This is a genomic window from Paenibacillus enshidis (assembly GCF_042136365.1).
Classification (GTDB): domain Bacteria; phylum Bacillota; class Bacilli; order Paenibacillales; family Paenibacillaceae; genus Paenibacillus; species Paenibacillus enshidis.
This window is the reverse complement of sequence record NZ_JBHHMI010000012.1, coordinates 1-22,829: the sequence shown is the minus strand read 5'-3', so window position 1 is coordinate 22,829 and position 22,829 is coordinate 1. Positions and strand designations below refer to the sequence as shown.

Sequence of the window (22,829 nt, the reverse complement as noted above, 5' to 3'; positions counted from 1 at the left end):
ACGCGCCCTGAGTTACTTAATACATCTGTGCCTGCCTTGGCGGCAGATTCCCTTCAAGCCCTCTCCCTTTGCCCAAAGCGCAGAATTCTGACGACCTCTCATCAGCCGCCGTGATAGCCACCGCCTCTCTCCTGCTTCCGGGAAAACAAACTGTGGTGGTTACAGCGCCCGCTTCCTTGGGAGCTTGCCGCATGGATTTCACCCTCCTGCCTGCTGATCATTGACAGCTATTAGCATTTCCCTAACGGCATAAGCTTATGAAATGCAAAAACGTCCGCAAACCCGATCCCTTTGATCAGATTCGCAGACGTTTCTCCGCTTATTTTGTTGCTGGAAGTTGTTATTCGGAGCGGCTGTCCACGATCATCGTTACAGGCCCCCAATTGGTCAGGGACACGTCCATCATCGCACCGAACCTGCCCGTCTCCACCGTCAGCCCCCGCTCCCGCAAACGGCGGTTAAAAGCTTCATAGAGGCCTTCAGCGATCTCCGGCTTGGCAGCAGCCATAAAATTTGGCCTTCTGCCTTTACGACTATCCCCGTACAGCGTAAATTGGGACACAGAAAGCACAGCACCCCCGGCCTCCAGCACACTGTGATTCATTTTCCCCGCTTTGTCCTCAAAAATACGGAGATCAGCTGCCTTATCAGCCAGATACACCGCATCCTTCTCCGTATCCTCATGCGTGACACCCACAAGAATCATTAGACCTTCAGCAATCCGGCCCGCAACAGCGCCCCCAACGGTAACCTCCGCCTGCTTGCAGCGTTGTATAACGATTCTCATTCCTTATTCTCCGTTCCTTGCACTAATAGTCTGTTACTGCATGATCCGGTGTACGGTGTACACGTCTTTCACCCGTTTAATCCGTTCCACGACAGAATGCAAATGCTCAGTATTGCGTATCAGAATGGTAATGTGCATCATCGCCATCTTGTTCTTGTCAGAGCGGCCTGTGATCGCGGCAAGATTCGTCTTGCTCTCCGAAATGGCCTGCAGCACTTCATTCATCAGCCCATTGCGGTCATGGCCCGTAACTTCGATATCAACACTGTAATTGGCCTCAACCGCTTCTTCCCATTCAACGTCGATGACCCTTGCCTGCTCTTCCCCGTCGCTACTGCCCGGAATGTTGGGACAATCGCTGCGATGCACGGATACTCCCCGTCCTCTTGTTATATATCCGACGATATCGTCTCCGGGCACGGGGTTGCAACAGCGGGCAAAACGAACGAGCAAGTTATCGATGCCTTCCACCCGAACTCCGTTGGTGGGGCGTCCTCTCCGTTCCGTGTTCGGCTTGATCTCCTTCATCTCGGACGTCAGTTCAAGCTGCTTCGCTTCTTCCAATTCTCTTTCTTTACGCAGCTTTTCCGTCAGCCGCGTACATATCTGCGCGGCCGTAATGCCGCCAAAGCCGATGGCCGAGAGCATGTCCTCCGTGTCGTGGAACGCGAATTTGTTGGCGACCTCCTGCAGCTTGTCGTCGGTCATCCAGGCGGACGGGTCGATGCCGAGGCGCTTCAGCTCGCGCTCAAGGCTCTCCCGGCCCTTTTCCACATTCTCTTCCCGTTTCTCCTTCTTGAACCATTGCTTGATCTTGCTGCGGGCATGGGACGACTGCACAATTTTCAGCCAGTCCTGACTTGGACCATAGGAATGCTTGGAGGTCATGATTTCGACAATATCCCCGGTTTTCAGCCGGTAATCGAGAGGCACGATCCTTCCGTTGACCTTGGAGCCAATCGTCCGGTTGCCAACCTCCGTATGAATACGAAAAGCAAAATCAAGCGGCACCGAACCGGCAGGCAGCTCAATGACCTCACCTTTAGGCGTAAATACAAACACCAGATCGGAGAAAAAGTCCATTTTGAGCGATTCCACAAACTCCGAGGCGTCCTTGGCTTCATTCTGCAGCTCCAGAATCTCACGAAAGAAGGTGATGGTATCCTCTGGATTAACATTTCCGTTACTGCCTTCTTTATATGCCCAGTGTGCGGCGATCCCGTACTCTGCCGTCCGGTGCATCTCCGTCGTGCGTATTTGCACCTCTGTGGGCTCTCCGTTCGGCCCTACCACGGTGGTATGCAGCGACTGGTACATATTCGCCTTCGGCATGGCGATATAGTCCTTAAAGCGCCCGGGCATCGGCTTCCAGAGCGTATGGATAATGCCCAGTGTCGCATAGCAGTCCTTGATGTTGTCGACAATAATACGAATAGCAAGCAGGTCATAGATTTCGTTGAACTGCTTGTTCTTGGTCGTCATTTTCTTAAAAACACTGTATATATGCTTGGGGCGCCCGGATAAATCAGCATGTATACTCATTTCATCCAGTTTTTCCCTTATTTTAGCAATTACATTCTCTATAAATTGCTCCCGTTCCGCCCGCTTTTTGTGCATCAGGTTGGCAATACGGTAATACTGCTGCGGGTTCAAATACCGGAGCGCGATGTCTTCCATTTCCCATTTAATGGCCGATATACCCAGGCGGTTCGCCACCGGACAGAAGATCTCCAAAGTTTCATAAGAAATCCGGCGCTGACTCTCTTCTGACTGATATTTCAGCGTTCGCATATTGTGCAGACGATCCGCAAGCTTAATGACAATGACCCGAATATCCTGCGCCATTGCAATAAACATTTTGCGATAATTTTCATTCTGCTGCTCTTCCTTCGAGCGGAACTGGATGCGTTCGAGCTTCGTGAGTCCGTCCACCAGCATCGCGCATGTATCGCCAAAATGTTCGCGGATCTCTTCCAGCGATACCGTCGTATCCTCCACTACATCATGCAGAAGAGCCGCAATGACGGAGAGAGTATCCATCTGCATGTTAACGACAATATCAGCTACAGCCAGCGGGTGAAGGATATAAGGCTCACCCGATTTACGGGTCTGGCCATGATGAGCCTGCTCTGCGAAGTCATAGGCTTCCCGGATGCGGAGAAGATCGGGTTCCCGGATATAGGCTCCAGCCTTTTCAAGTAATTGCTCTATGCCCATTCTGCTCTTATCCGTGTCCTTTCTATACAAAATGGAACCCGACGGTTTGCGAAGCTCGTGCAGGTTCCCCAAAGTGATTTCCTATAATTATGACGGTTGCAGCCCGGAACGTCAACTGTCGGAGCGTGAAGATTAAGTAAGGTAATATATGACGAAAAACAATGAATGAACGGAATATTTGTTATTGAAAAATTTGCTGAAAGTCTTTAATGTAAATAAGAATGACTAAAGGCGGGATGAAAGCTGCGTCTTTTTACACTTTCAACATTTCACTTAAGGAGTGAATGCTTTGCAGCGCGAAATTCAAGTACAAGAAAAACTTCCGCTGGGCCCCGGATTTCTCTTGAGCCTTCAGCACCTCTTTGCGATGTTCGGCAGCACCGTGCTCGTGCCGAACATATTCGGTGTCGATCCAGGCATGATTCTGCTCATGAATGGCATCGGCACCCTGTTTTACATTTTTCTCTGCCGCGGCAAAATCCCGGCCTATCTTGGTTCCAGCTTTGCTTTTCTCTCCCCGGTGGGAATCGTGCTGGCCGCCAACCCGGAGTCGGGCTATTCCATGGCGCTAAGTGCATTTATTGTTACCGGTATGGTGTTTTGCATTGTTGCCCTCATTGTGAAGGTTGCCGGCACTACATGGCTCGATGTTGTATTCCCTCCGGCTGTCATGGGAGCCATTGTGGCATTGATCGGCCTTGAGCTCGTTCCGGTTGCGGCCGGCATGGCCGGTTTTATCAATACAGACCCGACACAAGCGTGGACGCCCGATCCAAAGAGCATCACACTTGCCCTGGTAACTATGGCGGTCACTGTACTGGGAGCCGTCCTGTTCCGCGGCTTTGCCAAAATCATTCACATCCTGCTTGGCATTATTGTCGGTTATTTACTCGCTTATACGATGGGGATGGTGAATACAGGCAGCATTGCCGCAGCACATTTCCTGGATTTCCCGACCGTTACGACGCCTACCTGGAATATGACAGCTATTTTGACCATTTTGCCGGTGTCTCTCGTTGTCATCGTAGAGCATATCGGCCACCTGCTGGTAACCGGTAATATCGTTGGCAAGGATTTATCCAAGGATCCCGGCCTGCACCGCTCCCTGCTTGGCAACGGAATTTCAACCATTCTGTCCGGCTTTGTAGGCTCCACACCCAATACGACCTATGGGGAAAATATCGGGGTCATGGCTCTTACCAGAGTATATTCCGTATGGGTCATCGGAGGTGCGGCCATTATTGCAATTTTGCTCTCTTTCTCCGGGACGTTCTCGGCGGTCGTCGCCAACATCCCCACTCCGGTCATGGGCGGCGTATCCTTGCTGCTGTTCGGTGTCATTGCCGCGTCCGGATTGCGTATCTTCGTGGAGCAGAAGGTCGATTTCTCCAAAGCGACCAATATGCTTCTCGCCACACTAGTGCTTGTTGTCGGCATCAGCGGCGTCAAATTGACGCTGGGAACTGTCGAGCTTAAAGGTATGGCTTTGGCAACAGTAGTGGGCATCCTGCTCAGCCTGCTGTTCAAGTTGTTTGACGTCATGGGCTTGTCCAACGACAAAACCGCTAAACCCTTTGTAGAGAAAACATCGGATTGATCCGATCCATTACATGCAAAAAACCCCCGGTTTCCTCGAAGAGAAAACCGGGGGTTTTTTCGTTATTTAACACAGCTGTATATTTCCCGGGAAAAGCGGGAGATGTACATGGCTCCTCACCATGAAGAGCTATTTCATTTTTTAATAGGTCATCAGTGAAAATACATTCACATCAGGCAGCTTGGCGCGCCCGTTCAGTTCAGCCAGCTCGATCAGGAAGGCAGCCCCTGCCACATTGCCGCCGAGTTGGCGGACCAAATTGACGGAGGTGGAGATGGTACCGCCTGTAGCCAGCAGATCATCCGCAATCAGCACATTTTGCCCCGGCTTGACGGCATCATTATGCATGGCCAGCTTGTCTGATCCGTATTCCAGGTCATAACCGGCTTCAACCGTTTCGCCTGGCAGCTTGCCACTTTTACGAATGGGAACAAAACCCACGCCCAAGGCATAAGCCAAAGGAGCACCTATCACAAAACCTCTCGCTTCAGGTCCGGCAATCAAATCGATTTTTAAATCTGATACCATGACCCTCAGTTCGTCAATCGCCTGGCGGTAAATATCTCCCCGGTTCAACAATGTCGTAATGTCTTTGAAGCTGATGCCCGGCTGCGGGAAATCAGGAATAACACGAATATACTGTTTATAGTCCAAAATGGATCCTCCTACCTGAAATAGAAATCTTATAAAGTAAATCTGAAGCATGCAGGAATGTCATGATTTATGAGATGAGATGAAGCGTTTCGGTTCAGGAAACCCCTTCCAGCCTGGACATCATCCAGCTGGCCAGCTGGGGTGTTCCGGCATCAAGCAGATAACGTTCCATCTCGGCGGCTTCATTCAGTTCATGAAACCGGTGCGAAGAGGTCAGCTCTTTTTTCGGTGGATTAGGGACACAGCTTAATATCCCGTCCTCTCTATGTACAAAACCGAGCTCTTCAAATACTTCCAGCACCCTGGACATCATTCTTACAGAAATCGAGCATTGCCGGCTTAATGCGGGAAGAATCGTTTTTTCATCAAGCGGGCCCGTTCCCAGCTTTCTCAGAAGCACGTAAATGCGCTTGAATTGCTCACGGTCGGGCGTTTCCAGCCGGCCATGGTAGCCATTCTTGGAATGCATGACAACGATATTCTCCACCTTGGGAAATATCGTCCACAAGGCATTAAACTGTTCTATGGTTCCCGGAAGATCAAGCAAAAACAAAGTCCGCACAGTGTCCTTAACCGCCAGATCTGCTGATTCGTTCTCCGGCAGGATGCCAGTATTCTTATCATATACCCAAATCCGGTCATCATTCAATGAGCTTGTCTTTCGAAAAGGTGAATGGGGGCCGACAACGGCAGCCACAGGCGCGCGGTCTGCACTGTCCTGATGGAAGATGCGTGTACAGCGTTCCATAAGTCCTACCGGGTCCGCTTCTCCACGGAAATCAAATACCTGTGACGCCGTTACCTGGATATCCTGCAGCATAAGCTGTAGTGAACGCTTGCCGTTCCACTCGTTGATGGATAATTCCCCCAGCACATCCACTAATGAACCTGGCTGCAGAAAATCCGCAAGCTCTCCGCGCCCGAAGGCAACCACATCCAGCATGGAGCCGTCCTGCTCCATGACCAGCTTCAGATGCGTTTTTTCCTTGCCCATTTTCCGGGCCTCACGAAGCCGCAGCTTACGCAACACCAGACGCGGAGACGGATTGGCCATGCCAAACGGCTGCAGCAGCTCCAGTTGCTCAGCAACATTCACGTTCAGCTCACCCAATCTGCATTCCGCATCAACCTCGGCAACCGGAACGAAATGCTCAGGCAACAAACGGGCATCCGCAAAATGATGAAGCCTTTGCTCAAACTGCTCCAGCCTGTCACGATGCAAACTCATCCCTGCGGCTGAAGGATGCCCGCCAAAGTGATCCATCAGCTCTTTGCAATCCGTCAGAGCTTCATAAATATCAAGACCAGGGATAGAGCGGGCTGAGCCTTTGCAATTCCCGGTTTCCGGGTCTATACCCAAAATAATCGTCGGACGATAATAACGCTCCAGCAGCTTGGATGCCACAATGCCGACAACCCCTACATTCCAGCCTTCTCCCGCAATGACAATGACCGGAGGCAGACCGGAGCCGCTAATTTTGTCTTCCAGCATTTCAATGGCTTGGCCTACGATATCGTTAACCACCTGCTGGCGTTCCTTGTTCAGCAGATCCAGCTCGTGGGCAAGCTTGTCCGCTTCATCGGCATCCTCGGTGGTCAGAAGCGCCACCGCCCTTCCGGCGTGATCCAGCCGTCCGCTGGCATTGATGCGTGGCGCCAGCGCAAAGGCAATATTGACAGAGCTTACAGCGGCCATGTCTACCCCGCTTATCTGCAGCAGTGCCTCTATGCCCGGGAAGGCGGAGGCTCTCATCGCTTCGATTCCCCGGCGGACGATGACCCTGTTCTCATCATGCAGCGGCATCAGATCCGCTACCGTTCCAATCGCGGCAATCTCGAACCAATGGGCAGGAACTTCGCCCAGCAGAGCCTGCGCCAGCTTGAGGGCCACTCCTACTCCGGCAAGCCCTTTAAACGGATAGGGACATCCGGGAATCTTCGGATTAATAAGGGCATAGGCTTCCGGCAGAACAGCCGGCGGCTCGTGGTGATCTGTCACGATCACATCCATCCCGAGTGCCGCGGCATAAGCAATTTGCTCCACCGCGCTGATTCCGGTATCTACCGTAATGACCAAGCTAACACCCTGCTGGTGAGCCCAATCCATGGCATGATTATGCAGGCCATAGCCTTCATTGGAGCGATGAGGGATATAAATGTCATAAGAAGCCCCCAAACGTCTCATCAAATGAATCATAAGCGCTGTGCTGGATACACCGTCAGCATCGTAATCCCCGTAAATTAATATATGTTCATTACGCTCAAGCGCCACCCGTATACGCGGGATCGCCCGGTCCATGCCCAGCAGCAGATACGGGTCATACAGCGATTCATCCCGTCCATGCAAAAAGCGGTGTGCCGACTCGGACGTGTCTATCCCCCTGTTTGCCAGCAATGAAGCCAGCAGAGGAGAAATTTGCAGTTCACGGGCCAGTTCGTCTCTGACAGCAGGGTACGGCTCCGCGATTTTCCAGCGGTACTGCGATTGAAGCAATAGATTTCACCTTACTTTCCGTGCCGTCCGCTTCACTCATTGGATTAGCGGCGAAACATCATTCTCTGGCAGTTCATGATTCGTCTTGTACGGGTAAAGAGACTGATACGGGCTAAACTGTATTTTGACATCTGTCACCCTGGCAAAACGGGTCATCAGCAGCGTCCTGGCACGGTCCGCAATTTCCTGCGCCTCCTGCACCGTGATGCGGGGACTTACGCTGATAAGAGTATCAATGGTTACGGTATCGTTAAACTCCACTGCCTTCAGACTTACAATGGTAACTACACCACGCACTCTCTGAACCGTCTCCATATATGAACGGACATCCTCTTCCCGAAGCTCCTCGACAAGGGGACCGTAAACAGATTGCACAATCAGTAAATAGCCTTTGCGAAGCACAAGGCAGGCGATGAGCAGGCCCGCAACCGGATCCAGATAAAGAAGCAAACTCAGGTCGAATGCCTGGCCTGCCATCGCTCCACTCATCCCGAGAAGTGCTGTTAAAGATGAATATAGCGAGAAACGATGTTCATTAATGTGAGTATTTACTTCCGCTCCACCTTTTTTCTTGATGAATCTGTATTGGAATTGAAAAAAGGCTTCCTTTAGAGCTAATGCGGCAAATGCGGTAATCAAAGCATAGATTCCCGGCACAGAAGGCTCACCCGCAACCAGAGATCGTATAGCCGTGCCTGCCAGCTCCAATCCGGTCATTAATAACAGAATCGCAAACAGTACAGGGACAGCAGGACGTGCCTTTGGATTATCGTGATGGCTTCGTCTTTCCACCCGGTCTCCGGGCTTCCCGGCAGTCAGGCGCCGGGCCAGACCTGCCGCCGCATCCGACGCGGCGTACAGCCCGTCTCCCATCAATGCCTTGCTGCCCGAGATATATCCTGCACCGCCTTTTAACAGAGCTATTATCAGGTCACCGGCGATTCCTGTCCACGCCGCCGTCTCCGATGACCGGCTACGTTCGCTTTTCACAACAGTTCCCCCTCATTCCTGTACATGCCTTGGACAAACGAACGGACTAGAAAGCCGCGCCCTGTCAGACGCGGCTTCCTGTGCTCAGTTTCATTTATGGATTGGCCGGTTTTGCCGCTTTGGCTGCAGGCGGCTTCTGCTTGGATTTTAAGCCAAGCCACAGCGGCGCCGCAATAAAGATGGAGGAGTAGGCCCCAAAGAGCAGACCAATAACCATAGAGAGCGAGAACATTCGGATGGAAGCACCGCCGAAGATCAGCAGACATGCCGATGCAATGAAAACGGTAAAGACAGTGGCCAGCGAGCGAGTCATCGTTTGGGCAATGCTGTGGTTAACTACCTGCGCCAGATCTGTCTTGGACTTTTTCTTTGCAAAGCGCAGATTTTCACGGATACGGTCAAATATAACAATCGTATCGTTAATCGAGAAACCGACGATGGTCAAAATCGCGGTAATAAAGGTCAGGTCGATCTCCAGCCGGAAAATGGCAAATATGGCGATGACCAGAATCGCGTCATGCAACAGCGATACAATCGCCGCAATGGCAAAGCGCCATTCGAAACGGATGGATACGAAAATCGCGATCGCCACACAGGCAATCAAAACCGCGTAAATCGCGTTGCGCTCCAATTCCTTGGCCATTTCCGTATCTACGGTATTGACTTCGAAGGAAGCTCCTTGATCCAGCTTCGAGTTAAAGGCAGATTTCAATTCATTGACCTGCTGATCGTTCAGTACTTTGGAGAAGCGAATGCCGAAGCGGTCATTCCCAGGCGTGTAATCGACATCTTCTCCAATTCCCTGTGAATCCAGCAAGGATTGAATCTGGGCCTGAGTAACCGGTTTCGTCAAATTCACGTCTATATTGGACCCTGAACGGAAATCGACGCCATAATTAAGTCCGAAGATGGACACGCATATAATCCCTACGATAGCCAGCGCAATCGAGAATCCGTAAAAATATTTGCTGGCCTTCATATAATTCCAATTCCAATTAAAGCGCACGAATCTCACTCTCCTTTACACCGAAATACTTAGGCTTCTTAATCACATCAGCCTTGATCAGGAGATTGAGCAGGAAACGTGAGAAGAACACGTTGGTAAGAATACTTACGACAATGTCCACGATTAGCACCAGGGCAAAGCCTTTAACGGAACCCGTACCCAGTGCAAACATGACAAGCCCTGCAATAATTGTTGTGATATTGGCGTCCATTACGGTACGGAAGGAATTCTTGCCTCCGGCAACCATAGAAGAGCGGATGGACTTGCCACTAAGAATCTCCTCTTTGATCCGTTCATAAGTAATGATATTCGCGTCGACCGCCATGCCGATCCCGAGCACGAAGGCCGCGATTCCCGGCAGTGTCAGCACGAAATCACCGAAATAGAAGATGGCAAGCACCAGCCATGTATGCAGAATCAGACAGAAGCTGGCAATCAGGCCCGGAACACGATACATCAGAATCATGAACAGCAAAATAATAACCGATGCGATCAGACCCGCAACAATCGTCTGATGTAAGGATAATTGCCCCAATGTGGCGCCGACGCTCTGCGAATATTTCTCTGTAAGGCTAAGCGGCAGGGCGCCCAAATTGATAGTATCGGCAATGCGGGTTGCTTCTTCGCGGGTATAACTACCGGTAATCGACGCAGTACCGTCTGTCAGTTGCTGTTGCACGGTTGGAGCCGACAACCGCTCTTCGTCCAGATAAATCGCAAGCTCTTTACCGATCAAGCGCTTTGTAATGTCGGCAAATTTGGCGCTGTCCTTCACCTTAATGCTGATTTCAGGCTGGTTCAACTGATTGCTATAAACTGAAGCTCCATTTTCTACAAAATCCTCACCGCGCAGCTCAATTTTGCTGTAAGTTCCCGGCTTATCTCCCTCAGCCGCACTGCGGAAGGTCAATTGAGCCGGTTTCTTCAGCATGGCACGCATTTCCGCTTCATTCGTCACACCAGCAATCCGTACACGGATACGGTTGCTCCCTTCCGTGGTTACTTCAGGTTCGCTAGTCCCCATGGCATTAATTCTCGCCTCAAGGCTTTTGGCAGTCTGTATCAGCGATTCTCTGGTTACTGCTTGTCCTCCCTGCATGGGCTGAGCTTCGTATAAAACTTCAAAGCCTCCCTTTAAGTCGAGGCCCAATTTTAAGCTTTGCAATAAGGCCGGGCTGGTCCCGATCATAACTCCAGCGGTTATGAGCACGACCAGGATGAAACTTACCACTCTCTTCATGCCGTCCCATGATCCCCTTTCAATTCTCAATATTCCTATTATAGCACCTCAGCAAATGCAGTCAATTTGACCACAAAAAAGATCCCCTCCCTATTCGAAAGTGGATCCCCGGAGTGCGGACATTGTTAAAAAGTTCATGAAGCTGGTCGCTTTCAGCGAAAGAATATCGTTCACAAGCTTATGCAGCGGGGGAATTCCTTCTTGCTCATATCGACTGCTCACACAGTCCCAGACATCCTTGCTGGTCACATGCTCATAGCCTACCAGTCTAAGCTCTTCAGCTTTGCTGCGGCACAGCATCTCAACAGCCTCTTCCAGATAATGTTCATCCAGCTCTTCCATGCCCATGACTTCAACCTCCTGAACCGTGCTATTAAAAGGATTCTACGCGCTCTTAGCCGTCCAGCAAACATAAACCGTACATGCAAACAATATATGTAATCCGTCCTTCCGTCAACTACAATATCCCGCCTTTCTTAATTTACCATTCAGGTTATTCACAGGCTTGTCATGAAAGGGGACAGGTTAGGCATATCCATTTACTACATGCTGTAAGCAGGTCCAGCCCAAATCTGACGGAAGAGGGAGTTGCGGTTGAGAAAACAAACCTTTATTCAAGGAGCCATCATACTGCTTGCCGCAGGTATCATCAACCGGCTGCTAGGCTTCGTTCCGCGCATTATGCTTCCCCGTATCATCGGCCCTGAAGGCGTCGGATTATACCAGCAGGGGTATCCGTTTTTCATCGTCATCATCACACTCATCACCGGAGGAATCCCTTTAGCTGTCGCCAAACTGGTCGCTGAAGCCGAGACGGAGGGGCGCCCGGAGCGTTCCAGGCGTATCCTGTATGCTTCACTCGAATTCACGGTTACCCTGGGTATGATATTTCTGATTCTCTGCCTTGTCTTTGCTCCCTGGATTACTAACCATATTCTTACAGACAACCGTGTGTACCACACTTTTGTCAGTATGACGCCCATGATTGTTATCGTGGCGGTATCATCGGTGTACCGCGGCTACTTTCAAGGGAAGCAAAACATGATTCCGTCTGCGGCATCTTCTATAGCCGAAACCGTCATCCGCATTATTTGTGTCATTTGGTTTTCGTATCTGCTGCTGCCCAAGGGAATCGAATTTGCTGCCGCTGGCGCTATGCTTGGAGCCATGGTTGGCGAACTGATCGGCATGTTCGTATTGCTGTGGCAGTACGCCAGGCACCATAAGGATCCTCCTAAGGATATTCAACCGAAAAGGAGCGTTTCCGGGAAAGCGAAAATACTCGGGCCCCTGCTGTCCCTATCCATACCGGTAACCGCCAGCAGACTGGTCGGTTCAATTTCCTACCTGCTTGAATCAATCGTGCTGATGCGCAGCCTTGCAGCTGCAGGAATTGCAACCGCCGTAGCAACCGCCCAGTACGGAGTGCTGCAAGGCATGATCATCCCGGTGCTGCTTCTGCCGGGCGCCTTGACCACTTCTCTGGCTATCTCGCTCGTTCCTTCCCTGTCCGAAGCTGCTGCAGGAGGGAACTGGACGGTTGTTCACAACAGGCTGAACCAGTCTCTGCGGCTCTCTCTGGTTACCGGCGCTCCGTTTGCCGTACTAATGTACGTGCTCGCTGAGCCGGTATGTATGCTGCTGTACAACAACACGGAGGCCGCAGCGATGCTGAAGCTTATGGCTCCATTTGCCCTGTTCATTTATATTCAAGCCCCCCTGCAGGCTGCCCTGCAGGCGTTAAATCGTCCAGGCCAGGCGCTCATGAATACCGCAGCAGGCGCTATTATTAAAATCACGCTGATCATCGCCCTGGCATCCCGGCCCGAATATGGCATTTACGGTGGCGTAACCGCCATATGTGTAAACAGCATGGCTGTGACCCTGCTGCACGGATACAGTGTAAGCAGACTGCTTGGCTATCAGATGAAGCCGGGGGATTGGTTCAAAACGGTTGCCGGGATGCTTTTGATGGGCGGGGCCGTGTTTTATGCCTACCGCCATCTTCCTTTCAGCGACTCGCTTTGGCTGCAGTTTATCAGTTCGTCTTTGAGCGGAATGGTGCTGTATCTGGTGTTTATGACTTGTACAGGCATGATCGTATGGGATCAGTTGCACCGCATTCCCTTTGTGCGGAGGTGGTTCAGAACTTGAGAGGAATATCCGGAAAAAAGTGCTTATTGCCTCCTGTCCCCCGCACTGACATACAGCTTGCCGTTGTGGTCCAATGTACACAGAAAAATATCCTTGAAATCGTTATGACCTTGAAGCTGAATTTGATTTTTCAGCCAGAATCTGGTCTTGTTTAACTTCTCAAGATTGGCGTCCTGCACTTTACCGTCCATAATGAGCGGAATGGGCAGCCCTTCATACTTGAACTTTTCAAGCTCCTTCCTGATGGGAGAGGACACGCCCCCCTCAGCAGATGGAGAGGCTGCATTCTCTGAATTGTTCGTGTTTTCAAGGCCGTTTATTTTCGGGATCACCGTAGGTTTGCCGCTCGTCTCCAGAATCGCATAATCCACTTCCGATATACTGGCTATACTTTGCTCCCTCAACTGGAGCATCAAGTCATCCAGATTGTATCGCTGCTTGGCCATGATTTCGCGATCCAGTTCGCCTCCGGCAATAATCACTGCAGGCTTTCCGTCAAACCAAAGCCGTAAGCCGCGGTTTTTGAGACTAATATAAGCTATGCTGATCTGAAGAATCAGCAGCGTTGCCAGAGGCACAAACGCATCATAAAGAGGCCGCTTGACATCCTCCAGCGAAAAAACGGCAATTTCGGCCATCATGATAGAAATAATCAGATCAAAGAGAGACAGCTTGCCAATTTCCCGTTTGCCCATGATCCGCATAATCACATACAGCACCACATACATCAACACCGTACGAAAGATATGCATTCCTATATGGTCAACCATAGCAAATCTCATCCTCCTGTGTACCCCACTCGGGAGATCAGAACGCGTATTGGTATTCTCGCCCTGACCAGGTCGTCGCATACGGAAAAATTGACTTTTAATTAATGGAAAAAGTAGCGATGGAAGAGGATAGCTTGTACTATCCGCGGCCGCGCGGCCATAGAATGGGATATATGATATTTTCGGAGGAGGTCAGTAAGATGGATTTGATCCGCCGTTGGTCCAATCGTGTATCCAGCCCCCTTTTATCCGGTCTGTTCTATGCTTTTGTGTGGATGATGATCGGGGCGCTTATACTGTCCTTGCTGCTATGGCTCACAGGCATGCAGGAGCAGGACTTATCCCTTTTCACTTACATTATTCATGGCATTTCCATGCTGGCAGGCGGTTTTGTATCAGGCAGAAGATCGGAAAAAAAAGGCTGGTATCAAGGGGGACTAACGGGGGTGGTTTACGGGATAGCCGTTCTGGTGATCGGCTTTTTGGCCTTGGATTCACGTGTAAATATGCAGGATCTTTTGCACTTGTCTGCGGCCTTCATTCTTGGCGCTTTTGGAGGAATGCTGGGAATCAACCTGAGTAAAACATCCTGAATGGAACTTTCTTGATACAAGAAAAAAACCGGACTCTCCAAAAAGAGCTCGGTTTTTTAGATGGTCTGGTTATTTGCTTGCTTCGCCAGCTTTCTCATTCACGACCGTAGCGGTACTGATCGCACTGCGATCAAACGTCAGCTTGGTAACGTCGTTCACACGCAGAACTACAATATCATCTGTAATCTCTGCAATGGTTCCATGAAGTCCCCCGATGGTGACGACCTTATCCCCTTTTTTCAGAGCACCCAGCATGGAGTTGCGCTGCTTCTGTTTCTTTTGCTGTGGTCGGATGAGCAGGAAGTAGAAAATAGCAAACATCAGAATGAACGGCAATACCATACCCAAGAGGTTATTGGTGCCACCACCGGCAGCCGCTGCTGCAAAATTCAACATATTATATTTCCCCCCTTTCAAGGCTTAAAGCATCATTACATGTCTTGTTTAGAATCCTTTTTCATTATCATGAAGACCGTACTGCTCGAAAAATTCGTCCCTGAAGTCCAGCAACCTGTCCTCCATGATGGCCTGTCTTACATTGCGCATCAGGTTAAGCAGGAAGTACAGGTTATGATAAGTTGTCAGCCGGAGGCCGAATGTTTCGTCAGCCTTGATCAAATGACGTAAATAAGCGCGCGAATAGTTTCTGCATGTGTAGCAATCGCAAGCGGGATCCAACGGGCCGAAGTCACGCATATATTGGGCATTGCGGACAACCAGACGTCCCTGGCTTGTCATTGTTGTGCCGTTACGCGCAATACGGGTTGGAAGCACACAATCGAACATATCGACACCACGGATAGCGCCTTCAATCAGTGCGTCAGGCGAACCCACCCCCATCAGATAGCGGGGCTTGCCCGAAGGAAGCAGTGGCACAGTAGACTCCAGCATTTCATACATCATATGCTTCGGTTCACCTACGCTCAGTCCACCAATAGCATACCCCGGGAAATCCATGGAAGTCAAATCGGCCGCACTTTGCTTTCTCAGGTCTGCATGCATGCCGCCCTGAACAATCGCAAACAGCCCTTGATCATGTGGACGGGCATGGCTTTGGAGGCAGCGCTCCGCCCACCGGCTTGTACGTTCCAGCGATTTTTTTACATACTCATACTCCGCAGGATATGGAGGACATTCATCAAATGCCATCATAATATCCGACCCGAGCGCATTTTGAATTTCCATGGCCACTTCGGGGGAGAGAAACTTCTTATCCCCGTTCAGATGGGAACGGAATTCAACACCTTCCTCGGTAATTTTGCGCATTTCGCTTAACGAGAACACCTGAAAGCCCCCGCTGTCTGTCAGGATCGGGCGGTCCCAGTTCATGAATTTATGCAGTCCGCCAGCTTCCCTGACAATGTCATGGCCCGGACGAAGGAAGAGATGGTACGTATTGCTCAGGATAATGTGGGCATCCATCTCTTTCAGCTCTTCGGGACTCATCGTTTTGACAGTGGCCTGTGTCCCTACCGGCATAAAGGCAGGAGTCTCGATCACACCGTGCGGCGTATGCACTCTTCCAAGCCGTGCTCCGGACTGCTTGCATGTTTTGATATGTTCATAAGTAATTGCAGGTGACATGATCTATACTCCTTAGGTTAATCATTAATAAATAAACATGGCATCCCCGAAGCTGAAAAACCGGTATTTACGGTCAATCGCCTCCTGGTAGGCTGTCATGATATGCTCGTGGCCGGCAAGGGCGCTGACCAGCATCACGAGTGTTGACTTGGGCAAATGAAAGTTGGTGATCAGCGCATCCACCACTTTAAATTCATAGCCCGGGTACATGAAAATTTGGGTCCAACCGCTCATTTCTTTAAGTGGACCACCCGCGCATGCGCTCCCCACCGTCTCAAGCGTTCTGCAACTGGTCGTTCCGACCGCTACGATCCGGCCGCCTCGTGCCTTCGTATCATTCAACAGCTCGGCCGTCTCCCTGGACAAGGAATAATATTCCTCATGCATTTCATGCTCTTCGATCACCTCAACCGACACGGGCCGGAAGGTTCCCAAACCGACATGAAGCGTAACAAACGCGATGGACACCCCGTGGCTACGAATCTCGTCCAGCAGCTCCTCGGTAAAATGCAGCCCCGCAGTCGGTGCGGCGGCAGATCCTTCATGCTTCGCGTATACGGTCTGATAGCGTTCCTTGTCATCCAGCTTCTCGCGGATATACGGCGGCAGGGGCATTTGCCCAAGCCGGTCCAGAATCTCCTGAAACACGCCTTGATAAGAAAAAGTAATGATTCTCGCGCCCATGTCGCCTTCTTCATCGATCCGCGCTTTCAATTCATCACCAAAAAGGATCACAGTGCCCTTCCTCAGCTTTTTGCCCGGCTTCACGAGAGCTTCCCACCGGTCGCCCTCCAGATTTTTGAGCAGCAGCACTTCAGCCTTCGCGCCTGTGTCCTCCTTGACTCCAAAAAGGCGGGCAGGTATAACCCTCGTATCATTCAACACCAGGGTATCTCCCGGATTCAGAAAGTTCACGATATCCTTGAACGTATGATGCCCGATTTCACCGCTTTGTTTGTTTAACGTCAGCAGCCTGGAGGAGCTCCGCTCCTTAAGCGGTGTCTGCGCAATCAGCTCCTCCGGCAGATGAAAATCATATAAGTTTACATCCATTTATGTCTTCATTCCTTAACTATAGAAACATTCTGGTAATAGTGTTGCAAAATTTCCTTATAATCATACCCTTCATCCGCCATACCCTTGGCCCCCCATTGGGACAGGCCGAGACCATGCCCGTTGCCCTGGCCGGTAAAGATGAAGCGCTGCTCCTTGTCAATCACACGAGCTTCATGGGACCCGTTCATTACAACCATGCCGCTGCCGGACCATGTGCCCTCTCCGCTGCCGGAAATCAGCTCAGCCCCTGCTGCGCCGCTAATATGGCTCGTTTCCCCGTCAGCGCCTAATACAGTATAACTGCCTGTTCCGCTAATATCAAACTTCGTGCTTGGCAGACTGCCCATTACCGAGCGGTACATATCCGGATATTTTACACTCAGAGGCTGTCCGTTCGCTTCCACTTCCACGACTCTACCGGATGGCCCCCGATCCGTTACGTCCATATGCAGGATCGTTTCGGGAAGCGTTCCGGTAATTTTCCCTTGCATGGATTTGAGAAGCTGGTCCGACGTAAACGGCCCTCTGACCCAAGTGTAGCTTCCGGACTCCGGCACTTTGGCAAGAACAACTGCCTCATCCCCCGGATTCATCTGGGCTACAACCGCTACATCCGACTGGATTTGCGGGATCGGCCGCACATTGGTGCCGTCTGACGTAACGGTCATTTCGGCCAGACCTGCACCAGTCATAACCTTACTCTCCCTCACGTTGTCTTCCCTGACATAACCTGTTTTGCCATTGTCCAGCAGCACATAGTACCACATCTTGGTCCCTTCCTGCGCACTCGCATCCCCAGGGCTGTCCACACTTGCAAACACCGTGCCTCCCCCGTTCCATACTTCCGACGGATCGGCAGTAGTGCCGCCGGCGTTGGCGGAAAAGACGGCTTCAATCACTTCGCCTCCGCTCATTAATACTTCTCCGGAGGTGGCATCCACAGCGTCACTAACTTTCCCATTCTCGCTGGCCAGCCCGTTATAAGCCTGACTGAGCGTCGTATCCACCACATCAGCTATTTTAAATTTATTGCTTTGAAACAGCGCGTAGCTGCGTGCGGCCACTGCCTGAGCCTTCAAGGCTTCCACCGGCCAGGAGGCATAGACCTCCGCCCCTACTACGGAATACAAATATTGATCTACAGGCAGCTCATTCACCAGTGCCAGTTGACCGGACAGTTTGCTGATTTCAAAATCGCCGCGGTATGTACGTTGGGATCTCTCGATAACCTGTATCCCCGCTCCATCCCCATGAATCATGACATTTCCGTTATCCGGACCACTTAGCATATAGTGCCTCAGATTTTGAGGACTGCCTCCCGCCGTCCCCGCATCCTGCCGGATGATAAGAGCAGGCTCCGACAAGTACGCCTCCGACAAGGTGATTTCCGGTAACGCTCCGGTTACTGCTTCACGGATACCAGCCAACTGACTGCTTGATACAGCCTCACCGACCCATACGGCATACTCTCCGCTGGAGAGCAGCACCGTATATGCGTCAAATCCGGCAGACTGGATATCGTTTCTGACCCTGCCCGCCTCCTGCTCTCCAGCGAACGTGCCTGCAGTCAAGTGGAGATTGCCGACTGCCGCCGGCGTCTGTCCGCCCAACTGGGAAGCAGCGGACGCGGCAACTCTGGTTGCAGCCGTCCGAGCCGCCTCGGCACTGGCATACATGCCGGTGTAGAGCTGATAGACCGTTCTTCCGTTTTTCGAATCGGTAAACAGAATCGGCTTGTCACTCGTACCCTGCAGGATTTTGGCGGCAGCGGACGCTGCCTGATAATCCCCTGTTTCCATAACCTTTACCCGAAAGCCGTCAACGCTGAATCGAACTGATTGTCCGGACGGAAGGGAAGCCCAGGTCCGGTGATCGGCGTCTGGTCCTTCTCCCACGCTCCAGTCGCCATCCGATTTCAATGTAACGGCAGGAACAGTTGATTTATAGGTGCTTCCGAGATCAGCGAACATTACCACCCGGATGGAATCCTGTGCATCATCACCATATGCCGGATTATACAAGCTGCCAGTGGATATAAATAAGGCCGCACCCAGCATAATATAACGCATCCATTTGTAACCTTTTTTCATTCCCACTGTATTCCTTCCCCCATAGTGCATACCGCTTTTTTATCAGCTTCGTCCTTATGAGCCATCATACTTTTATCCTCTATTGTCCAAAAATGCCCTCAGTTCCCTTCAGGCATGGGCAGGCCCAAGTGAGCGTAGGCGGCAGGCGTAGCAATCCTTCCTCGAGGTGTTCTTTGCAGCATGCCGATCTGCAGCAGATACGGCTCGTATACATCTTCAATCGTCTGGCCTTCCTCACCTATTGTCGCTGCAATGGTATCCAGCCCGACTGGCCCCCCTCGAAAATTCTGAATCATCGCTTTCAGCATTTTATGGTCAATTTCGTCCATCCCGCGCGGATCAATCTGCAGACGCTGGAGCGCTTCCTCAGCGACAGCCTGGGTAATCATCCCGTCTCCCTGCACCTGGGCAAAATCTCTGACCCGCTTCAGCAGCCTGTTGGCAATCCGTGGTGTTCCGCGCGACCGCAGCGCGATTTCTTCGGCCGCATTGCCAACAATTTTGATCCCGAGAATATCGGCTCCACGTGACACAATAAAAGCAAGCTCATCTGTCGTATAAAACTCCAGACGGCTGATCACTCCGAACCGGTCGCGCAGCGGGGCCGACAACAGGCCTGCCCTCGTCGTTGCTCCTATGAGGGTGAAAGGAGGCAAATCCAGTCTGACGGAACGTGCGCTGGGGCCTTTGCCGATCATAATATCCAGAGCAAAATCCTCCATCGCCGGGTACATCACCTCTTCAACGGTACGATGCAGCCGGTGAATTTCGTCGATAAAGAGAACGTCCCCTTCCTGTAGGTTGGTGAGCAGGGCAGCCAGGTCGCCCGGACGCTCGATGGCAGGTCCTGATGTCGTCCGCAAATTCACACCCAATTCATTGGCAATAATGTTGGCCAACGTCGTTTTCCCCAGTCCCGGCGGACCATATAAAAGCACATGATCAAGCGCCTCATTACGCATTTTGGCCGCTTCGATATAAATTTTCAGATTTTCCTTAACCTTGTTCTGTCCGATATATTCATTCAAAAAGCGGGGGCGCAAACTCAGCTCCACCGCCTGGTCTTCCATCATTAAGTTCGCCGAAATAATCCGGTCTTCCATATGGCATCGCTCCTATTCTGCTGTCAGTCCTTCCGACTAACCTGCGAACAGCATCTGCAGCGCCCGTTTCATCAGGATATCTACAGAGTCGTCCGGCGAAGTATCTTTCTTCATCTTGGCCCATGCTTTGTCCAATTCGGCATCCGTATAACCTAGCGCTTTCAGGGCCTCGCGGGCCTCGCTCCAATACGAAACCTCTCCTTCCTCGACGGCCTGTGGAGGCGCAAACAATCCCGTGTCCATCGCAGCCGAACCGATGCCGTCCAGCTTGTCCTTCAAATCCAGAATCATGCGCTGGGCCGTCTTTTTACCGATTCCCGGCAGTTTCGTCAGAAAAGTAATATTCTCCTGATAAATGGCGGATACGACATGTGCAGGCGTTCCACCTCCCAAAATACCCAAAGCAACCTTCGGCCCGATCCCCGATACCTCGATCAGCTTCCGGAACAGCTGCTGTTCTTCGCGGGTAGAAAAGCCGAACAGCAGGATCGCATCTTCCCTCACGTGATGATGGGTATAAACTGTTACAGCTCGTTCGGATTTGGCAAAAGCGTAGGGGTTGGGACAAAATACACGGTATCCAACCCCCTGCACATCAAGTACAATATAGTCATTTTCCAAATGGGCAACCTGTCCCCGTAAAAAGTCAATCATCTCCGCAATACCTCATTCAGTTTGGAATTTAAAGTATAAGAATGGGCGTGACATATTGCCACAGCCAAAGCATCAGCCACATCATCCGGCTTGGGCACAGCTTGCAGCTTCAGGAACATCCGGACCATCTCCTGCACCTGCTGCTTCTCAGCTTTGCCATAACCTACGATGGCCTGTTTGACCTGCATTGGTGTGTATTCGGCAACCGGGAGACCGCTCTGAACAGCAGCAAGTACAAGCACCCCCCGTGCTTGGCTGACAGTCATTGCGGTGGTGACATTCCGGTTGAAAAAAAGCTTTTCCAATGCGACAGCATCAGGTTTGTATTTCTCAATCAGTTGCTTCATGCCTTCATAGACATGCAGCAAACGTTCTTCCTCTGGTGTATGGGCTTCCGTCTGGATACATCCGTACTGAACCGGGATCACCTTGCTGCCCTGTTTATCGACAAATCCGAAGCCTACAATCGCTATCCCCGGATCGATTCCCAAAATGCGCAAAACCATCTCTCCCCTGTGTACAAAAGCGAACATATGTATTGTTCACTCCATTATAACAAATGTTTGATGCCTAGAGTCGAAAAACTTTCTTTTAAATGACATGACAAAAAGAGACGCGTTTTGCGCGTCCCTCCTGCCTGTAATCTTTTTAATATTCCTGTCCCATCACTTTACGTGTCTGTTCCACCGCATAATCGCTGAAGGTCGAGATCACACTGTTATACTCCTCTATATCCTGAATTCGAATTCCATCCCGCAACTGCTGAAAAACACCCTCCGGCAACGATGTTTCCATGCTGCCTATATCAAGCTGAAAAAAGGTACGAATCACCTTTTTCTTTTGCGGTGGACCTTCAAACAGAGTCAGCTGCCCTTCGGAGCCGATTCCCATATACGAATTTTTTTTACATACCGGGGAAAGATCTGCAACTTCCCGTTCAAGCCACACCTCTCCCTTCGGGTTCAAGCGGCCGCTCCACTCCGGATGCTGTGTCAGCAAAGAAGCCAGGTCATCAGCCTGATAGATGCCAAGCAGCGAGGTTTCAGTCCCGCAGACATAGTTGGTAAGCAAATGGACTTCTCTGCTTAATTCGGTATTCCGCACTGATTCAATAAACTTCCTCTGCTGCTGCGAAAGCTGATCCTTCAAGTTCCCTTCTTCGACTTGTCCCATGGCCTCCATCGTCGCAGGCTCCTCACCTGTCAGAAGATCCTCAAGATGATCAGACAGCATAACCGTATAAAAAGCAAAAGCTGCAGCGCCCGCCATAAAGAAGGACCACAATGCCCTTCTCCATTGTCTCCAACGGCGTCTGAACTGTTTTTTCAGTTTGAGTCGGTTCACATGAATCCCTTCTATCCCACTTTTTGTGTTAGTGTGACCGAGGGAACCTGACTTTATACGTTTAATTGCTAGTCAACAACTCATGACTCAAGTCTTTGCGGTACAGATTCATGGCACCGATTCGGTCATCGTTCGAACGATAGTGACAGGTTCGGCATTCAAAGCTACGCGTCTTTTTGTTTCGATTGGCTCGTTCAATATACCCACACTTTGGGCAGGTTTGGGAAGTATATTCCTTGAGGCGTTTACGAGCGGATGGGGTTTGTCTCATCTGAAGTTGCTTGCGTAAGACCATATACTGGCCTCGTTTGTGTTTCACCGTTCGTCCAGGATAAAATGTCGTCCGGCTTTGACTGTCGTAGGTGGTGGCCAGAAATAAAAAGAAACCCGCTAGAGCATCTAACGGATTCCTTTTTATTAGTATCGGGACGACACGATTTGAACATGCGACCCCCTGGTCCCAAACCAGGTGCTCTACCAAGCTGAGCTACGTCCC

At 51.0% G+C, this 22,829-nt stretch carries 21 protein-coding genes, 1 tRNA gene and 1 pseudogene; 3 read left to right on the top strand and 20 right to left on the bottom strand.

Annotated features, from left to right (window positions below):
* Positions 1-16: 16 nt before the first annotated feature.
* The 3 genes from ACE41H_RS14785 to ACE41H_RS14775 all read right to left on the bottom strand — a co-directional run bounded on the left by ACE41H_RS14785 (position 17) and on the right by ACE41H_RS14775 (position 3,004).
* Positions 17-193, bottom strand: a complete 177-nt coding sequence (locus tag ACE41H_RS14785; RefSeq protein WP_375356112.1) for a hypothetical protein — start codon at positions 191-193, stop codon at positions 17-19.
* A gap of 147 nt (positions 194-340) precedes the next feature.
* Positions 341-787, bottom strand: coding sequence for a D-aminoacyl-tRNA deacylase (gene dtd, locus ACE41H_RS14780; RefSeq protein ID WP_375356110.1), 447 nt, complete (start codon positions 785-787; stop codon positions 341-343).
* A gap of 33 nt (positions 788-820) precedes the next feature.
* Positions 821-3,004, bottom strand: coding sequence for a RelA/SpoT family protein (locus ACE41H_RS14775; protein WP_375356108.1), 2,184 nt, complete (start codon positions 3,002-3,004; stop codon positions 821-823).
* Between the two features lie 289 nt (positions 3,005-3,293).
* Here ACE41H_RS14775 and uraA point away from each other — a divergent pair, with 289 nt between their 5' ends.
* Complete coding sequence (gene uraA / locus ACE41H_RS14770; protein ID WP_375356106.1) at positions 3,294-4,601, top strand: uracil permease; 1,308 nt, start codon at positions 3,294-3,296, stop codon at positions 4,599-4,601.
* Positions 4,602-4,742: 141 nt separating this feature from the next.
* On the opposite strand, the gene ACE41H_RS14765 is transcribed toward uraA, so the two are convergent.
* The 6 genes from ACE41H_RS14765 to ACE41H_RS14740 form a co-directional block, all read right to left on the bottom strand.
* Positions 4,743-5,255, bottom strand: coding sequence for an adenine phosphoribosyltransferase (locus tag ACE41H_RS14765; protein WP_375356104.1), 513 nt, complete (start codon positions 5,253-5,255; stop codon positions 4,743-4,745).
* Between the two features lie 94 nt (positions 5,256-5,349).
* The gene (recJ, locus tag ACE41H_RS14760) at positions 5,350-7,749 is read right to left on the bottom strand and encodes a single-stranded-DNA-specific exonuclease RecJ (protein ID WP_375356102.1); all 2,400 of its coding nucleotides are present in this window, start codon (positions 7,747-7,749) and stop codon (positions 5,350-5,352) included.
* 36 nt (positions 7,750-7,785) lie between these two features.
* Positions 7,786-8,739 carry a cation diffusion facilitator family transporter gene (locus tag ACE41H_RS14755; RefSeq protein WP_375356100.1) on the bottom strand — a complete coding sequence of 318 codons (954 nt, stop codon included), beginning with the start codon at positions 8,737-8,739 and terminating at the stop codon, positions 7,786-7,788.
* 94 nt (positions 8,740-8,833) lie between these two features.
* Positions 8,834-9,745, bottom strand: a complete 912-nt coding sequence (gene secF / locus ACE41H_RS14750) for a protein translocase subunit SecF (RefSeq protein WP_375356098.1) — start codon at positions 9,743-9,745, stop codon at positions 8,834-8,836.
* Positions 9,735-10,985 (bottom strand): protein translocase subunit SecD, encoded by a 1,251-nt coding sequence (gene secD, locus ACE41H_RS14745; RefSeq protein WP_375356096.1) that lies wholly within the window; start codon positions 10,983-10,985, stop codon positions 9,735-9,737. The genes secF and secD overlap by 11 nt, the downstream gene beginning before the upstream one ends.
* A 90-nt stretch (positions 10,986-11,075) precedes the next feature.
* A complete protein-coding gene (locus ACE41H_RS14740) occupies positions 11,076-11,333 on the bottom strand; it encodes a post-transcriptional regulator (RefSeq protein ID WP_375356094.1) in 258 nt (85 codons plus the stop codon).
* 246 nt (positions 11,334-11,579) lie between these two features.
* Here ACE41H_RS14740 and spoVB point away from each other — a divergent pair, with 246 nt between their 5' ends.
* Entirely contained in the window at positions 11,580-13,139 is a 1,560-nt protein-coding gene (gene spoVB, locus ACE41H_RS14735) for a stage V sporulation protein B (RefSeq protein WP_375356092.1), read from the top strand.
* A gap of 23 nt (positions 13,140-13,162) precedes the next feature.
* On the opposite strand, the gene ACE41H_RS14730 is transcribed toward spoVB, so the two are convergent.
* Complete coding sequence (locus ACE41H_RS14730; RefSeq protein WP_375356090.1) at positions 13,163-13,909, bottom strand: YetF domain-containing protein; 747 nt, start codon at positions 13,907-13,909, stop codon at positions 13,163-13,165.
* 200 nt (positions 13,910-14,109) lie between these two features.
* Between ACE41H_RS14730 and ACE41H_RS14725 the strand changes: the two genes are divergently transcribed.
* Positions 14,110-14,502, top strand: coding sequence for a TIGR04086 family membrane protein (locus tag ACE41H_RS14725; RefSeq protein ID WP_375356089.1), 393 nt, complete (start codon positions 14,110-14,112; stop codon positions 14,500-14,502).
* A gap of 69 nt (positions 14,503-14,571) precedes the next feature.
* On the opposite strand, the gene yajC is transcribed toward ACE41H_RS14725, so the two are convergent.
* From yajC to ACE41H_RS14675, 10 genes and pseudogenes are all read right to left on the bottom strand, one after another.
* Positions 14,572-14,898: a preprotein translocase subunit YajC gene (yajC, locus tag ACE41H_RS14720; protein WP_375356088.1), complete on the bottom strand. Its 327-nt coding sequence runs from the start codon at positions 14,896-14,898 to the stop codon at positions 14,572-14,574.
* A gap of 48 nt (positions 14,899-14,946) precedes the next feature.
* Entirely contained in the window at positions 14,947-16,086 is a 1,140-nt protein-coding gene (gene tgt / locus ACE41H_RS14715) for a tRNA guanosine(34) transglycosylase Tgt (RefSeq protein WP_375356087.1), read from the bottom strand.
* Between the two features lie 24 nt (positions 16,087-16,110).
* Positions 16,111-17,139, bottom strand: a complete 1,029-nt coding sequence (gene queA / locus ACE41H_RS14710; protein ID WP_375356086.1) for a tRNA preQ1(34) S-adenosylmethionine ribosyltransferase-isomerase QueA — start codon at positions 17,137-17,139, stop codon at positions 16,111-16,113.
* 8 nt (positions 17,140-17,147) lie between these two features.
* Positions 17,148-19,232 carry a SpoIID/LytB domain-containing protein gene (locus ACE41H_RS14705; protein WP_375356219.1) on the bottom strand — a complete coding sequence of 695 codons (2,085 nt, stop codon included), beginning with the start codon at positions 19,230-19,232 and terminating at the stop codon, positions 17,148-17,150.
* Positions 19,233-19,330: 98 nt separating this feature from the next.
* Positions 19,331-20,335 (bottom strand): Holliday junction branch migration DNA helicase RuvB, encoded by a 1,005-nt coding sequence (gene ruvB / locus ACE41H_RS14700; RefSeq protein ID WP_375356085.1) that lies wholly within the window; start codon positions 20,333-20,335, stop codon positions 19,331-19,333.
* Positions 20,336-20,371: 36 nt separating this feature from the next.
* Positions 20,372-20,989 (bottom strand): Holliday junction branch migration protein RuvA, encoded by a 618-nt coding sequence (gene ruvA / locus ACE41H_RS14695; RefSeq protein ID WP_375356083.1) that lies wholly within the window; start codon positions 20,987-20,989, stop codon positions 20,372-20,374.
* On the bottom strand, positions 20,986-21,489 hold the full coding sequence (ruvC, locus tag ACE41H_RS14690) for a crossover junction endodeoxyribonuclease RuvC (RefSeq protein WP_375356082.1): 504 nt from the start codon (positions 21,487-21,489) through the stop codon (positions 20,986-20,988). Before ruvC ends, ruvA begins: the two co-directional genes overlap by 4 nt.
* 148 nt (positions 21,490-21,637) lie before the next feature.
* Positions 21,638-22,333, bottom strand: coding sequence for a BofC C-terminal domain-containing protein (locus ACE41H_RS14685; protein ID WP_375356081.1), 696 nt, complete (start codon positions 22,331-22,333; stop codon positions 21,638-21,640).
* 61 nt (positions 22,334-22,394) lie between these two features.
* A pseudogene (locus tag ACE41H_RS25290) lies at positions 22,395-22,565 on the bottom strand (zinc ribbon domain-containing protein); the annotation flags it as partial.
* A 191-nt stretch (positions 22,566-22,756) separates the two neighbouring features.
* A tRNA-Pro gene (locus ACE41H_RS14675) sits at positions 22,757-22,829 on the bottom strand.